This is a genomic window from Shewanella glacialipiscicola (assembly GCF_023283485.1).
Taxonomy (GTDB): Bacteria; Pseudomonadota; Gammaproteobacteria; order Enterobacterales; family Shewanellaceae; genus Shewanella; species Shewanella glacialipiscicola.
Genome location: NZ_JAKILU010000003.1, coordinates 93449 through 109149 on the forward strand (window position 1 = coordinate 93449; position 15701 = coordinate 109149).

Annotated in this window: 12 protein-coding genes; 1 reads left to right on the top strand and 11 read right to left on the bottom strand. The window is 44.9% G+C overall.

The features are described from left to right. Nucleotides 1-33: 33 nt before the first annotated feature. The gene (locus tag L2717_RS03480) at nucleotides 34-1128 is read left to right on the top strand and encodes an NADH:flavin oxidoreductase/NADH oxidase (RefSeq protein WP_220774482.1); all 1095 of its coding nucleotides are present in this window, start codon (nucleotides 34-36) and stop codon (nucleotides 1126-1128) included. A gap of 106 nt (nucleotides 1129-1234) precedes the next feature. On the opposite strand, the gene L2717_RS03485 is transcribed toward L2717_RS03480, so the two are convergent. The 11 genes from L2717_RS03485 to L2717_RS03535 all read right to left on the bottom strand — a co-directional run bounded on the left by L2717_RS03485 (nucleotide 1235) and on the right by L2717_RS03535 (nucleotide 15631). After that, the gene (locus L2717_RS03485; protein WP_220774483.1) at nucleotides 1235-3613 is read right to left on the bottom strand and encodes a YjbH domain-containing protein; all 2379 of its coding nucleotides are present in this window, start codon (nucleotides 3611-3613) and stop codon (nucleotides 1235-1237) included. Next, nucleotides 3613-4389 carry a capsule biosynthesis GfcC family protein gene (locus tag L2717_RS03490; protein ID WP_220774485.1) on the bottom strand — a complete coding sequence of 259 codons (777 nt, stop codon included), beginning with the start codon at nucleotides 4387-4389 and terminating at the stop codon, nucleotides 3613-3615. Before L2717_RS03490 ends, L2717_RS03485 begins: the two co-directional genes overlap by 1 nt. A gap of 10 nt (nucleotides 4390-4399) precedes the next feature. Further along, a complete protein-coding gene (locus tag L2717_RS03495) occupies nucleotides 4400-5107 on the bottom strand; it encodes a YjbF family lipoprotein (RefSeq protein ID WP_220774484.1) in 708 nt (235 codons plus the stop codon). A gap of 141 nt (nucleotides 5108-5248) precedes the next feature. Then, the gene (locus tag L2717_RS03500; protein ID WP_220775145.1) at nucleotides 5249-5491 is read right to left on the bottom strand and encodes a hypothetical protein; all 243 of its coding nucleotides are present in this window, start codon (nucleotides 5489-5491) and stop codon (nucleotides 5249-5251) included. Nucleotides 5492-5637: 146 nt separating this feature from the next. Then, complete coding sequence (locus tag L2717_RS03505; RefSeq protein WP_220775144.1) at nucleotides 5638-6777, bottom strand: patatin-like phospholipase family protein; 1140 nt, start codon at nucleotides 6775-6777, stop codon at nucleotides 5638-5640. Nucleotides 6778-7308: 531 nt separating this feature from the next. Further along, nucleotides 7309-9024, bottom strand: coding sequence for a proline--tRNA ligase (locus L2717_RS03510; protein ID WP_220774652.1), 1716 nt, complete (start codon nucleotides 9022-9024; stop codon nucleotides 7309-7311). A 166-nt stretch (nucleotides 9025-9190) separates the two neighbouring features. Continuing rightward, the gene (locus L2717_RS03515) at nucleotides 9191-9823 is read right to left on the bottom strand and encodes an acyltransferase (RefSeq protein WP_220774653.1); all 633 of its coding nucleotides are present in this window, start codon (nucleotides 9821-9823) and stop codon (nucleotides 9191-9193) included. Continuing rightward, nucleotides 9824-10558 (bottom strand): tRNA (N6-threonylcarbamoyladenosine(37)-N6)-methyltransferase TrmO, encoded by a 735-nt coding sequence (tsaA, locus tag L2717_RS03520; protein WP_220774654.1) that lies wholly within the window; start codon nucleotides 10556-10558, stop codon nucleotides 9824-9826. Nucleotides 10559-10723: 165 nt separating this feature from the next. Next, nucleotides 10724-11104 (bottom strand): Rcs stress response system protein RcsF, encoded by a 381-nt coding sequence (gene rcsF / locus L2717_RS03525; RefSeq protein WP_220774655.1) that lies wholly within the window; start codon nucleotides 11102-11104, stop codon nucleotides 10724-10726. Between the two features lie 79 nt (nucleotides 11105-11183). Next, entirely contained in the window at nucleotides 11184-12524 is a 1341-nt protein-coding gene (locus L2717_RS03530) for an amidohydrolase family protein (protein ID WP_220774656.1), read from the bottom strand. Then, complete coding sequence (locus tag L2717_RS03535; protein WP_220774657.1) at nucleotides 12524-15631, bottom strand: amidohydrolase family protein; 3108 nt, start codon at nucleotides 15629-15631, stop codon at nucleotides 12524-12526. The genes L2717_RS03530 and L2717_RS03535 overlap by 1 nt, the downstream gene beginning before the upstream one ends. Between the last annotated feature and the right edge of the window lie 70 nt (nucleotides 15632-15701).

Here is a 15701-nt window from a genome sequence, read left to right on the forward strand (position 1 = left end):
AATCACTCACTATGTGTATAAAAAGGAATGACGATGAGCATGTTATTTTCGCCTTTAATGTTAGGTCAGCTTGAGTTAGCTAACCGTATTATTATTGCCCCTATGTGCCAGTATTCGGCTGTAAACGGACAGGCAACTGATTGGCATACAATTCATTTAGGTAGCATGGCATTATCGGGTGCAGGAATGCTTATTTTAGAGGCCACTGCCGTTTTGCCCAATGGCCGAATTTCCTATGCTGATTTGGGACTATGGGATGATAAAACAGAAGCTGCGCTAGCGAATGCCCTTAAGTCAGTTCGTCAATACTCATCTATGCCCATGGCGATACAACTTGCCCATGCGGGGCGTAAAGCATCAACTCGAAAGCCTTGGGAGGGCGGTGGCACTATCGCGCCTGATGAACCTAGTGGTTGGCAGACAATAGCGCCTTCCGCTCAGGCTTTTAATGAAGGCACAGCGTTACCTAGTGCAATAACATCTGATGACATCGATGAGCTTATTGCGGCATTTGTGAGTTCAGCGCAACGAGCTGAGCGCTTAGGGCTTGATGCGATTGAGTTACATGCTGCCCATGGTTATTTATTGCATCAATTTCTATCTCCCTTATCAAACCAACGCCTAGATGAATATGGTGGCAGTTTAGAGAATCGATTGCGTTTATTGTTGACGGTATTTGATGCGGTGAAAGCCGTGATATCGCCTAAAATGGCGCTGGGCATACGCATTTCAGCAACGGATTGGGTCGAGGGTGGTTGGGATTTAGTACAAAGTATCGTGTTGGCAAAAGAATTAGATGCCCGAGGGTGTGATTTTATTCATGTAAGCACTGGCGGTTTGAGTCCACTGCAACAAATCCCTGTAGCGGAGCACTTTCAAGTGCCTTTTGCCAAAGCGATTAAAGCTGAGGTGAATATGCCGGTGATTGCCGTTGGATTGATAACCGATGCGAATAAAGCCGAAGCGATTTTGGCTCAAGGGCAGGCTGATGCTATCGCGTTAGCGCGTACCATGCTTTATAACCCACATTGGCCTTGGCATGCGGCAGCGACACTGGGCGCGACGGTTAAAGCGCCGCCACAATATTTACGCTCTGCGCCCCATGCCGTGAAATCACCCATAGTATAAAAAATTTCGCTAAGTGTTTATACGTTAAATATTTCAACAAGTTATTTAGTGAAAATGGGCAAGAAAATCAAATCTCTTGCCCATTTTTGTTTTAATGACCTATAAATTACTTTGTAGAATCAGCAATAGGTTTGGTATACCAAGGTGCGCGAGCATCTGTTACATCAAACAAATTGTACTTACGACCGAGCATTTGGCCACCGTCTCGAGTTAATGGCATCCAAGAAAGGAAACCACGACTTTGTGTTGGTCTAATCGTCATTAAATCGAACGGAATAGAGATATAGAAGCCTTTAGTAAAGCTACCCTCGCCATATTCTTCCGCCGATAGATTTGTTTTAGTCGCAAAGGCACCGACAATTACGCCACTATCAAATTGTTTAGAGAAATCGACAGTCACACCTTTATCATCGCTAAGGTATTGACCAGCGCTGACTTTAAGCAACGTATTTGGGAACCATGTTGGTTGGTAATACGCCGTAGCATGTCCTGTCACTACGCCTGTTTGTACTCGATAATGACTCCCAGTTATAGGATCAAATTGCTGTTCATCTTCGAAGAAACCGAACATGCTGTCAGGATCGCGCTGCTTAGCATAATTAACATCAAGACCGAAGGCCCATTGACTATTGAGCGGTCGATAGAGGAATTCACTGCCTATACCGCCATACATCATTTCCAAATAGCCGCCATAAGCTTGGTAATAAATGTTATCGCTCACGTTGTCCATCCAAGTGAGCTGCAAGTTAGTCGCTCTAACCGGCGAGTCTTGGACATATTGGCGAATCAGTGTTCTCACTCGTTTTAAATCGGTACCATCAGGTGGGACATCGTATAAAAACTTATCATAGTTATCCAAGAGGTTAAGATAAAGCGAGCCTGAAAGTTCTAAATTATCATTAAAGCGATAGGCCGAGCTCCCCGTCGCGCCTATGTTGAACATGTAGAAACCTTCAGAACCGCCGAAGGATTGCACCATAGTCGGTGATACATCAAAACTGAGCTTATCTAGCCAGTCCACATCGGTTTGAGTGACTAATGTGCCCTGTGGTGATCTTGGTATACTGACTTCGGTGCTATCGGCCATATCGGCGTCGATATAACCGTAAGTGGCCACTTGCGCAAATTTGTCGGCGTCGATACGTGTCTCGGTGATAGGTTGGTTATAACGGGTTTCAATCAGACGATACTCGGTGATCATCTGCTTGTCTGTGTTATTTGCCAGTATCGTCGCAGCTCTATGATGGGCCTCTTTACGGTCCATGTACTTAAGCTGATTGGCGACGATAGTGACGCTATGGGTATCAAGATAAATTTTAGGGTTATCGTAGCCCGCTATTCGACTTAGGTCTGCCGCCACTTTTTTCCAATCCGTTTGATTGAGCATTTGTGCGTTGATGGCGTTAGTTGCGAGTGCTGGTGTATCCGCCTGCGTTGAAGGCTGCGCTGGCGCTGTTATCGCAAGCTCAACATTTTCGACTGAGGTTATTACCGGTTCATCTTGTCTTTGTTTTGTGTCAGATGGCTTGCTAGGTATTTTATTCGACATAGGTACTGCTGCGATCGGCTGATATTTATCTGCAGGAGTATCACGTTTAATTTGTCGCAAATCATTGAAATTTGTTTGTAAGCTAACGCCTAATGTCCAAGTATTACCTCGCTCATAACTTAGGTGGAAATCGCTCCAACTTGTTGCGCGGTAAAGTAAGCCATAGTTGAACTTACTGTCTTGTGGCATATCTATGCCACCGCGTACCACAGGGAAGTCAGATTGATAATCGTTGCCATCATATTCTACTTTAACGCGCAGGGGCTCCCACGGTGTTTGATATTCAATACCGCCATATAAAGCTGCGCAGCCTTTAAACCAACGTTGATAATCTACAGTGCCTCCAGAACCACCATAGGAGGTGTCTCGATCGCAATTGCTATTAAGATCTTTTTTATCAGAGGTCAAATTACCGCTATTACCGATATAGCCCCAACCGACGCCCAATGTGAAATCTACTGGCCCGAAGCGTTTCGTTGCGGCAATAAATTCGCCATCAAATAACCCTGTACCGCCAAAATCGCGAACGCCAAAAGACGTTTCAGGTAGCCAATAACTTTCTTCTAATAAACGAATTTTAAAATCGATGCCTTTATCTGTGTATTTAGTATTACCACTGAAGCTAGGATCATTACTGTAGAGTAGATCTTGTACTTGGGTATAACGGACTGTGGTTTCAAACCAAGGGAAGAGCTGTACAGAGGCTGAAAAATGCTGGTATTCAGAGTTATAGGTAGTTGCAAAATTAAATTCACCTTCGGGTGCCATTCGACCCGTTGGCATTTGCATTAAACCAACCCCGCCAAAGTCGGACTGCGATGCTAATAATGGGGGATAGCTCAACTCATCGGCTTGGGCATGAAATAAAGGAAACAGGGCAAGAGCAATGGCTGAAAGCTTACACAAGGTAAGATTAGAGTGGGTAGGGTGATTCATTACAGAGCCCGATTCCTTAGTAATTCAATAATATTGTTGTTCAATGTGCTGTAGTCTTCTATTAAGTCTAAAAACCCAACATAAAGTACGGCACCAGGCGCAATATTTTGCGTTTGAGCATTCCAATACGCTATCGGTTGTTTTAATGCTTTACCATCAGGCTGAATTATCCATACAAAACTATCGTCAGCGTTTTCTAATGGTTGGGCTTTCGCTAGATATTCTTGACTACTGGTATTGAACTGCCAATCCACACTGCCTGTTTTAGCGACGGCACCAACAACCGAGATTGTGGTTGGACGAGGAGGTAAAACCAGTTCGAAGCGACCAGTAATGAGCGGATTGTATGATTCAGTTATGCGAATGAGATCGAAATCTAATGGCTGCATAACACGCTGGCCAAGTTTTATTTGTCTTAAAAACTGCGCTAATTGCGCAAGTTTGGCGATATAGAGGCTGTCATCTGCAGCTTCACCCATTTGTGCAAGCTGAGTTAGTGCTTCTTTACGTTTTACTTCTAAAACTGCAGTATTTTGAACATCGAGCAGCGCAGCGCCTAACCAATAAATTGGGACGACGTTAGCGTCACTATTATGTGTTGGAAGCTGTTGTAAGCTGTCTTGTATTATTTGCTCAAGCCGAACCGCAGCAGGATAATGGAGCCGAACGAGGGCATCTTGGCTTGGTGACGTTGTCACAAAAACCTGTGTTTCAGCCTGAGCTATGGTACTAAAAACACAGCCAAGTAGTACTGAGAGTAATAAATAAGATCTCATCATATCTCCACTAAGACGCAAACGATTTGAGTAAGGTCATTTCAATAAAAGGCTGATTTGGAGCAATCTTTTGACGGCTCTTAATCACATGTCCTGTCTCTGGCGCGAGCCAAAATTCATTTTGATACTGAATATTCAGATTATCGACGACAACGGATTCAAGGTAATGCAGTGCTTGAGTCGGAGTCTCATTGATAAGAATGGTTTCTGTAGCAATAAAATCGAAATGTGAGTTGACCTTATAGCCAAAGTGGTAACCAGGCTGCCAATCAATGGTACGAGTCCACGTTTTGGGCGTAGTGTCTAAATGTAGCCCTAACAGTAATGGATCGGCTTGCTGACTTTCTACAGCGACTAAATCACCGGTTAAGAGATTATGCGTCTTCACCAAACGGCCATTGACTGTGACTAGCATGGCTTTATCGGCTGAGAGCCATTTAAGCTCTTTAACTGTAGGCGTCGGTTGCTTATTTAAGGTAAATAGAGGTTCTGCGAGGGCAAGCACAATGAAAGCCTGTGGTACATCGTCAATTTTGGCATAAATACTGGCATAGGGAATGTCATTAACTTGTTGTGTTGACAGTACAGCATCATTGTCACCGATAAATGCCAGTTTTAAGGTATCATTAAGGGCACTAAATCTTTGGCTACAAGCTGTTGTATTCATTAATACAATCGAGATTGTAAGGAGTGATAGTAATTTTTTATGTATACGCATCCGAGTTGCTTATTCTCAATAGGATTAAATATCGAATTTAAAAGGAAACTGACAGTTTTAAGTGATGAGTTTAGCTGTGTAAATGCTTTAAAAAAAACAACCGCCAATAAGGCGGCTGTTTAGGAGTTTGCTAATAATGGTTTAGTTGCCAGTACCAGTAGTTGTACCAGTGCCAGTACCTGTGTTGGTAATTGGGTTACCATCAGAGCTATTAGAGGCAACAACTGCGCCAGCAATGGCAGCAGCAGCAGCAATGCTACCAGCAGCGATAGCGCCAGTGCTTGCGCCAGCACTTGTACCTGCGGCTTCGCCTTCAGCTGCAGTTGCAGTCATTGAACCAAATGCAGTCATTGCAACGATAAGTGCTAGTGAAGTTTTTTTCATGGTGATTCCCTTTTTGAAAAAATTACGTAATGCTAAGATAATCTAGTAAAACATAATAAGTGATATAAATAAAATTATCAATGTTAAATCGATTAGCAAGCTCATACTAAAGTTTGAATTATTAGCGTTAAAATTCAAACTTTATCTCATATTTCTCTAATGTTCTCTAAACCGAAAAATGCTTTAATTGAATCCATTTGTGCCATGGCATCTTTATAACCTAAGTCTATAAGTGCACTGGTATAGTTTTTTTCAAATAATAAGTAGGAAACGATACTCGAATCCGATTGTCTATCGATACCAATAAATCTGAGTAAGGTTTTTACTGCCCATGGCATGTCATCGTAAAAGCGGGCAGCAATTTTACTGAGATCTTCACTGGGCTTTATTACTAACGTTTTAATCGGTTGCAGGGCAATTTTAACACGGCCGGCTTCAGGGATCTGGCTTAAGGTGTGATTAATCCTTTCAAGTCGCTCAAGATCGCTATTCAAGGTATCGGAAAATATAGTATCCAGCAGGTGGCCTGCAATCGTCGCTGTTTTAGGATGGTATTCTGCTTTCATCGCAGAGTATTTATGTGGGTTATCTAAATTAATCACAAAGAGTTTGTTAGCGCCCAAATGAATGGGGCTTGAAAGCGGCGCGAGTTGATGGACTGAACCATCGCCATAATAGCCTTGGTTAAGTTTAATGGAGGGGAAAACCATCGGTATTGCTGAGCTGGCGAGTAGGTGCTCAGTGTTGAGCATCATGCGTTCGCCGCTGCGCCTTGCGCGAGTCCAGTTTTCAAGATCTCGTGTGGCTTGGAAAAAGGTTACCGAGCGAGAATTATTATAACAAGAGGCATCGACGCTTAGAGCGTTAAGTGCACCACTGCGAATATTTCGATCAATGCGTTTAAAATCGATTAATTTATTGAGCAATTTTCTGAGTGGTTCGTTATCCAGCAGGCTGCCTGCGTCGGTATTAACTTTATCATCCTGCATGCCTTTGAGCGCCATTTTACCAAGATGGCTAACTACACCAGTAATCGATGCGCGGTAGACTTTGCGGGTCTCAAAATGACGCCATACCCATTCGAGTTTTTTAACACCAAGATGAAAACAAGAGGCATGGGTAGCAATGGATGTACCATTGATGGCGCCCGCCGATGTACCACAAATAATTTTAAAGGGAATGCCGTGATTGCGTGGATAAAGTTGAACCAGTGCTTTGAGCACGCCGACTTGATAGGCGGCTCTGGCGCCGCCGCCACCTAAAACTAATGCGGTTGATGTTGGCAATGTTCAGACTCAATGTATTATTATAATCATCTGATTAAAGCAATGCTGTGCTATAAAAAGCAAGTCTGTAACGTAGATTAGTGGTTTTTTTATAAATTAATTTTTAAGTGGTATTGATTCGGCGCTAAAGGCAGGGCTGATGTGTCATACCAGTCGTATTAAATATCTGTTCATTCAGCGGGAGTTCAACGCGCTTTAGACAAGGCGAAGGATTGAAGACATAGTGGTGCTCTGTCGAAAGCCTTAAACGCAGTATAAAGCGCTTTGAAACCCGCCCTTTGGGAGCCCCACAGGTATTCCACTCCCGTGTTGCATTGACTTAAAAGGGAATAACCATTTCTACGTCAATACGCCTCGGATTGAAATACCTGTGAGGCTCTGAACTGATTAGATATTTAATGTGATTGGTATCATATCCAGATAACGCCAATCACCTGATTCTCCGTAATATAATAAAAAACGCACTTAAGCTGAGCCCAAGTGCGTTTGTATGTCGTCGATATTGTGCTAAATCAAACCTAGCGTTTAGGCTTAGCCTTTAACGGCATTTTTCAGGAAATCGAGCAGTTGATCAAAGGGGATATCTTGTTTTTCACCGGTGCGGCGGTTTTTGTATTCAAAAACGCCTGCATCGATATTGCGATCGCCAATCACCACAGTATGTGGGATACCAATCAGTTCCATGTCGGCAAACATCACGCCTGGGCGCTCTTTACGGTCATCTAGTAATACGTCGATACCCGCTTCGCTTAAGTCTTTGTATAACTGCTCGGCGATATCGGTTACGCGATGCGACTTGTGCATGTTCATTGGTAGAATGCCCACGCTAAATGGCGCAATCGCTTCTGGCCAAATGATGCCACGGTCATCGAAGTTTTGCTCGATGGCAGCTGCTACAATACGGCTTACGCCAACACCGTAACAACCCATTAATAACACCTGTGATTTGCCATTTTCGTCAAGTACCGTTGCATTCATTGATTTTGAATAACTGGTACCCAGTTGGAAAATATGCCCTACTTCAATACCGCGTGCCATAGCATAAGTACCTAAACCATCAGGTGTTGGCTCGCCTTCGACCACATTACGAATATCGGCAACTTGTGCTGTCGGTAGGTCGCGCTCCCAATTGATACCCAAGTAGTGTTTATCATCGACGTTGGCACCGGCGGCAAAATCGCTCATTACGCTAACACTATGATCGATAACGATAGGGATTTTAAGACCGATAGGGCCAAGTGAACCAGGACCTGCGCCAATAGCGTCACGAATTAAGGTTTCTGATGCCATTTCTAATGGTGATGCGACTAAATCTAATTTGTCGGCTTTGACTTCGTTGAGTTCATGATCGCCACGAACAATTAGTGCCACTAACGGCGTGGCTTCTGTCGCGCCTACTACAATCAAGGTTTTGACTGTTTTAGTGATATCTAAATCAAACTGCTCAACTAATTCAGCAATGGTTTTCGCATTTGGGGTATCGACTAAACGCAATGCTTCAGTGGCTGCGCCGCGTGGTTCAGTTGGCATAGGTGATTCGGCTTTCTCAATGTTAGCCGCGTAATCGCTGCCCGTTGAGTAAGCAATTAAATCTTCACCGCTTTGTGCCAGTACGTGGAACTCGTGTGACATGCTGCCACCGATAGAACCTGTGTCAGCTAATACTGGGCGGAAGGCTAAACCCATGCGCGATAGAATATTGCTATAGGCGGTGTACATGGCCTCATAAGTTTCATTCATGGTATCGACGTCAAGGTGAAAAGAGTAGGCGTCTTTCATCAAAAATTCGCGTGAGCGCATCATGCCAAAACGTGGGCGTACTTCGTCACGGAATTTAGTTTGGATTTGGTAAAGGTTCAGTGGTAATTGCTTGTATGAGCTGACTTCTTTACGAATAAGATCGGTAATCACTTCTTCGTGGGTTGGACCCAGTACAAAGTCGCGATTGTGACGATCTTTAAAGCGTAGCAGTTCAGGGCCAAACTTTTCCCAGCGACCTGTTTCAACCCACAAGTCTGCCGGTTGCACCATAGGCATTAGAATTTCAATTGCACCGGCTTTGTTCATTTCTTCACGAACAATCGCTTCGACTTTACGCAGTACGCGTAAACCCGTGGGAAGGTAGCTATAAAGGCCCGAGGCATTACGACGGATCATGCCCGCACGTAACATTAATTGATGACTAATGACTTCTGCGTTGGCAGGAGTTTCTTTTTGTGTTGATAGCAGGTACTTGCTGACGCGCATTACCGATGTCCAAATTTGAGTTGAATGGTCGCCATTTTATCACCTGCTTTGATGATGTCACCTATGGATTTAGGTTAAATTCAACTCGTTGGGAGACAAATAGCATTTTTGAGAGGATTACTGAGCTAAAGGAGAGCAATTTAACTGGTGAGGTGCACTGGCCGCTTTAGCTTTTATCACGCCTGTCGCCAATCACTTTGGCGGGGTTGCCTGCTACTATCGCCCAGTCGGGCACATCTTTAGTGACTATGCTACCCATACCAACCACAGCGTGATCGCCAATGGTCACACCATCGACTATGCCAGCCTGTGCGCCAATCCACACATCTTTGCCTATAACAATGCCTTTGGAGTTAGCGGGTTGTTGATAGATGGGCGTCTCTGGCGCCATGCCATGGTTGAAGGCGTAAAGGGTGACATTATTAGCGATGCGGGTTTGATTGCCTATCTGAATACCGACTCTGCCGCCATCGAAGGAGCAACCATGATTAATCGCCACTTCATCGCCTAGCGTGATTGGCCCGTGTAAAAAACACTCGGCGGCGATCATGCAACGATTACCCATGCGGATATCACGATTGGGTTCAGCAAATAACTGTGCTTCGGGGGCGATAAAACAGTGCTCACCGATGCTGACCGTTTCGAGGGCGCAAAGTTTTGCTTGAATGTGATCTTGCCAAGGCTTCGCCCAGACTAAATGTTTTTCTTTTAAAGAAAAATACAGCCATGGCATCCAAGATAGGCGCTTCTTGTGTTGGCTTTGATAATCGGGCTCTATTGTTGATATGGGCGCTGACATTTAGCCACATTTCCCCAGTTTGAGTTCTAATACCAAGATGTATTCTTGACCATTATCATCGACCGCCATTTGCCAAAAAATGTCTAAATCATAGAGCGCGACTTGATATAACTTAGGGTCGTCTTTGGCTTTTTTGTAGGCGGGGCGCGGATCTTGCCCTAGCACACCGCGGATAAGCACGGCTAAATCGGTATAGCTTTCTTGCTGGGCGTAATGCTCTATCTGCGTCTTGGCATTGTCGGAATACACCACGCTAATCAGTTTAGGGGCGTCTTGAGCAATGCCGCCGATAGCATCAATAATTGAATCCGAAAATGGAATGTACGGCTTTATATCGATAATCGGCGTGCCATCGAGCAGATCCATACCGGAAATCTCGAGGCATACTTTGCCTTTGCGCTGCACCACGCCGTGCAGTTTCACCACTGATTGACCTATACCATTGGGGCGAAAAGTGGAGCGAGTGGCGAATACGCCGAGTTTTTCATTGCCACCTAATCGCGGTGGTCTGACTGTAGTTTTCCAACCTTGGGCAAGATTCTCATGGAAGCAAAAAAGCAGCCAGAGATGGGAATACTGCTCTATGCCACGTACCGCATCGATATGATTCACATGGGGTTCAAGTTCAACATAGCCGCGAGCCTCAACGAGCCCGGGTTGTCTTGGAATGCCAAATTTTTGTTTGTAGGGCGTGCGGCATGTTGCTACTGCAACTATTTGGTTGGTAAATGTCATGCAAAAACTACCTAAAAGGGTAAAGATAACAACCGCCTAAGCTCATCATTAATCGCCCGTTTTTGAGCACTAATCATGAAGCATTAGTCATTAAGCGGTTACTATGCTCAATCTCAGAACACTATTGAATCAAGTGGCTTGCAGTACGCTTGATATGCGTGAAACTTATTTGATTGTTGCTGTTTTGATTGCTTGGCCAACGCATAAGGCGCGGCTGATACAACCTTGGGCAGCTTCTTCAAATATGACGCACTGTTTAATGACAATACCGTTAGCACCTTTATCTGCGGCGTTACGACGGGCTTCGGTTCTCGCATCAGCTAAGGATGCCGGAGCACCGTTGAGATCGGCCTGACAGGATTCACCTTGGACTAACCCTTTTAACTCATAATGACCTTTAGGCAAGGCATCGCCTTCGTAGAGGACGACATCGGATGCCTTGAAATAGTCATTGATCGCCTCACCGTCCAAATTACTGTTAAAACTGTAGTCGCTTGCACAGGCACTGAGCAGGAGCACTAATGCACTTGAGAAGATAATTTTCATGGTTTGACCTGAGGTTAAGGGGAAAAACTGCGCAGCTTAAGTAGGCTGCGCCGATGCGATATTATTATCTGAGTAAATTCTACCGCTTAAGGTACTTTTGATAAAGCTGCTGATGGCGATTATTCAGATCTATCTGCCGCCCTTCAATCCAGATAGCATCGATTCTATTGGTCATAGGGTCGAGAATGTCACCCTCGGACAGCACAACACTACCTTGATACCCCACGGCAATGGCGCCTAAATCCTCGATACCTAACAGTTTTGCAGCATCTAAGGTGATGGACTTAAGTGCTTGCTCAGGCGTTAAACCATAGGCGGCGCTATAACCCGCAGCGTAGGGCAGGTTACGGCTATTCCAGTCCGATGAAAACCCAAGGGCGAAGGGGATATCAGCACTAGCGAGCAAGGATGGGATTTTAAAGGGTAAATCCACCGGCTCGTCTTTACGCCTTGGCAGACTCAAGGTATGTGGATAAATAACCCCAGCGTTAACTTCCTTCAGGCTTGAGGCCAAACGCCACGCATCATATCCGCCAACAATCACCAGTTTGAATTGGTACTTTTTCGTCAAGGCGATCACTTGCTCAATTTGGCCAACACTGTCGGCATGGGCAAACAGTGTCGCTTTGCCTTGGTATAGCGGCAACATGGCCTGCCAGCGCAGGTTGTTGGTCGCGGACTGTGGATCTTTATCCTGGTTTTTGTCTTTACCGTTGGCCTTATCACTTAAGAAATAGCGATAGCCATCTTCAAAGGCGATATTGAGCTTGTCGGTCGCCAGCTGATTTTTCTCGATGGCCTTGGCTTTTTCTTTTTCATCTTCTGGCATGCGTTTGATTTGCGGCCAATAGACATGGAACTGTCCAGCACTTGGCGTCAGCGCATCTTCAATCGTCCATGCATCGAGATCCACCAGTACCGATTGTCCTGCTAAACCATCGCCGCTTGGGACGATTTGTGCATGGGTAATACCGTTGAAACGTATGGTCGGGATGAGCTCCGAATCCGCATTGTAAGCAGTGGCAGTGCTGATCTGCGGATTGATATAACCCACTTCGGCGTTATCAACCGTGGGGCGGCTCATTTCAATTTCGACTAAGCCTAAGCTGGTATCTAGGGCAATTAAGCCCGGATACAAGTGTTTACCGCTGGCATCGATGATTTGAGTGTCACTGGTTTCTGCGGTTGCATTGTTGATTTGGCTGGAGAGTTGAGATCCAACGGCAGTGATCTTGCCATTTTCAATCAGGACGTCTGTGTTGTTAAGTACGCCTTGGCTAACGGTGTGCACCGTAGCATTTTTAATCAGTACGCTGCGGCTTTGTTTAGGTGTAGGCACGATATTATTAGCCATTACCGGCGCGGTACAAAGAGTGGCCAGTAGCAGCGTAAATAAAAAGGTTTTAGCTGAATAATGCATTATTTGGCTCCCTGATGAGCGTGACCCCATGCCTGATAGTGGGTATCGCAGTGCCACTGAGGCTCGTTAAGTGGTGTGACTTTTTCACCTGCTTTGGCTTGCTCATCACTACTAAGAATTTTTTGGATAAGTGCGGCGCGCTCGTTCACCACAGCTTGCTGGGCGAGCTGGTCTTGGTCGCGGTCAAAGTAGCGTTTTCCTTCAACCCATGCCTGCGTCACTTTGGCGTAAATCGACAGTGGCTCTGCGTTCCACAGCACAATATCGGCCATTTTCCCTGTAGTGAGTGAACCCACAAATTCATCAACTCTTAATTGCTTAGCCGGATTAATGGTGACCATGTTCCAAGCATCTTCCTTTGACATATTGCAATACATCATAGACTTAGCCGCTTCTTGGTTGAGTCTGCGCTGCATTTCATAATCGTCTGAGTTAATGCTGGTGGTCACACCCTTGTTTTGCATCAGACAAGCATTTTGCGGAATCGCATCATACACCTCAAACTTGTAGGCCCACCAATCGGCAAAGGTTGATGCGCCGGCGCCATGGGCAGCAAGTTCACCCGCCACCTTGTAACCTTCGAGCACATGGGTAAAGGTTTGCACTTTAAAGTGATAGGCCTCGGCTAAGCGGATAAACATCAGGATCTCTGACTGCACATAGGAGTGGATATGTACATCACGCTGTTGATTTAAGACTTCGGCCACTGCTTGCAAACGGTAACTTGGGCGTGGCGCGATGGTTTGCTTTTTATCGCTGGCGCGCAAATCATTATAGGCTTTTAATGCGTCTTCATGGGCAAGGGCGGCATCGAAGGTTTCTTCGAAAAATGCTTTAACGCCCATACGCGTTTGTGGGAAGCGCTGCACAAATTTCTCCCCCCAGTTACTTTGCTTAACGTTTTCTCCTAAGGCAAATTTAATACTGGCAGGCGCGTTAGCAAATTTAAGCTGTTCGGCTGGCTCGCCCCATTTCATTTTTATCAGTTGTGCTTGGCCGCCAATAGGATTGGCGCTGCCGTGGAGCAATTGTGCACTGGTGACACCGCCTGCTAAAGCACGATAGAGTGAAATGTCATCGGGATTAATCACATCGCCAATGCGCACCTCAGAGGTTACTGCGTCTGTTCCTTCGTTAGTACCGCCATTAATGGCGATATGCGAGTGTTCATCGACTATGCCGGCGGTGAGGTGTTTACCCGTTGCATCGAGTACTTGGTAGTCAGATGGTGTATTTAATTGCTGACCAATTTTTTCGATACGGCCATTGGCCATCAAAAGGTCAGCATGTTCGAGAATACCTTGCTTATCCGATGTCCACAGGGTGGCATTTTTTATGTGCAGTTTTTCAATCTTAGGCACTTCACTCAGGCCGTAAGCGACATTAGGGAAGGTAAGCTGACTCACTAGATTTTTATTAACTTCATTTTTGGGTAGCTGGTTTCTTGCTTGGTCAACACTATCAATCGTTGCTGTTTGAGTCACAGTTATCGTTTTAGCTATTGCTATACCCGCAACATTTATGGTGCGACTATTGGCATCAGTCATACGGCCTTGGATGCCTTCCTTTGCCATCCACAGCGTAAAGCGGCTCAGGCCATTGATACCTGCAGCGCTTAAGTCAGCCGTAAAGCTCACTCTGCCATCGTCATCTAACTGAAGTTGGCTAAGAGTAATACTGTGATCGCCACTGCTTAAGTTACCTTCGATTTTAGGCTTATTGCCTTTACTGGTATCTTGCAGCGATAAATCCAGCGTGAGGTTGTCGAGGCTTAATTGATAATCCCCCAATAATTTAGCCTGCGCGAGGGACCGAACCGTTTGTGCTTGCCCCTGAAGCCAGACGCTATAAATCTGCCCATCTTTAAAGATATTGCCTTTAGTGATAACAAAGTCAGCCATATAGCCAGGCGCGAGTTTGCCGGTAAAATCATCAGTACCTGCCATCTTCGCGGCTTGGGTAGTGAGTGCCGCTAAAGCTTGATCTTCACTTAAACCTTGATTAATTGCTTGGCGCAGGCGCGGCCAAAAATCTTCAGTCTTAATGCCAAATTGTGTTAGCGCGAAGGGGATACCTGCTTTGGCAACTACTGCGGGGTTGGTTGGCGCACGCTCCCATTGTCTTAAATCTGCTAGTGACACTTCGCGCTCAGTATCATCAGTGCCAACATCGGGCGCCTGTGGATAGTTTAAAGGCAAGATCAACGGATAGTTCAGCGCCTTTAACTCATTGATACGCGAGTATTCTTGACCATTACCAAGCAGGTTTGCTGGCAGTTTATGTTCTTTGAGTAAATGGGCCGCGCGTAATTGGTCGTTGAGATTTTTGGTTTCAAAGATGATTTGTTTACTCGCCAAATTATCTAAGCGTTCAAAGGCAATATTAAATTCTATTTGATTATTTATTACCCCATTCGCGAGTTTACTTTTATTTTGGTTATACCAACTCGCATCAGCAAAGGTTTGCCTAATAAGTGCAATGCTGCCCATTAATGATTCTGGATAATCTTGTTCAGACGAGCCTTTATCGAATGCCATAAAAGTTTGACTGCGAGCGCGATAAATCACTTCATTGGCCGTTTTAGCCGCTAATGAAAGACTAACACCTGTGCCGCGGAAGATACCGTCGAGTTTGCTACTTTGCACACTGGTAAAACCATTATTAATCCACTCTTTTGCACGTTCTTTATTGGGGTAAACGTAATTAAACCATTCTTTTTCAGAATGAATTGCACCATTTTCTGCATTGCCGCCAATACGTTTAATATCATAGACAGGACGCGTGAGCCCAAGCTTCGGATATTCGAACTCAATGGCATAGTCGGTGAAGGGATCGATAAACCCCGGATAAATAGTATAACCACTTAAGTTGATTTCAAATGCGCCAGCGGGAATTTCACCGTGTTCAATAATCGCCTTAATATGATTATTTTCAACTAATAAAGTCGCATTAGTTAAGTGTTTACCTGGAGCAATAATTAATTCAGCATGGGTAAGGGCAGTCAGTTTATTTGGGGGTGTTTCAGTATTGTTTTTAGCAAATGTTGCCTGTGATACTAAGCTCGCTATTATGCTGCAGCTTATAATTATCTTATTGTTTATCTGCATTATTTTATTCACTTTAGTTAGAGTGAATAAAGGTTAACTTAAAGCAGATGTAAATACTAAGATTGAATTG

Coding starts and splice junctions, on each gene's coding strand:
- L2717_RS03500 (WP_220775145.1), bottom strand. CDS start 5,491: ATGAAAAAAACTTCACTAGCACTTATCGTTGCAATGACTGCATTTGGT.
- L2717_RS03495 (WP_220774484.1), bottom strand. CDS start 5,107: ATGCGTATACATAAAAAATTACTATCACTCCTTACAATCTCGATTGTA.
- L2717_RS03490 (WP_220774485.1), bottom strand. CDS start 4,389: ATGAGATCTTATTTATTACTCTCAGTACTACTTGGCTGTGTTTTTAGT.
- L2717_RS03530 (WP_220774656.1), bottom strand. CDS start 12,524: ATGCATTATTCAGCTAAAACCTTTTTATTTACGCTGCTACTGGCCACT.
- L2717_RS03485 (WP_220774483.1), bottom strand. CDS start 3,613: ATGAATCACCCTACCCACTCTAATCTTACCTTGTGTAAGCTTTCAGCC.
- L2717_RS03515 (WP_220774653.1), bottom strand. CDS start 9,823: ATGTCAGCGCCCATATCAACAATAGAGCCCGATTATCAAAGCCAACAC.
- L2717_RS03535 (WP_220774657.1), bottom strand. CDS start 15,631: ATGCAGATAAACAATAAGATAATTATAAGCTGCAGCATAATAGCGAGC.
- L2717_RS03480 (WP_220774482.1), top strand. CDS start 34: ATGAGCATGTTATTTTCGCCTTTAATGTTAGGTCAGCTTGAGTTAGCT.
- tsaA (WP_220774654.1), bottom strand. CDS start 10,558: ATGACATTTACCAACCAAATAGTTGCAGTAGCAACATGCCGCACGCCC.
- rcsF (WP_220774655.1), bottom strand. CDS start 11,104: ATGAAAATTATCTTCTCAAGTGCATTAGTGCTCCTGCTCAGTGCCTGT.
- L2717_RS03510 (WP_220774652.1), bottom strand. CDS start 9,024: ATGCGCGTCAGCAAGTACCTGCTATCAACACAAAAAGAAACTCCTGCC.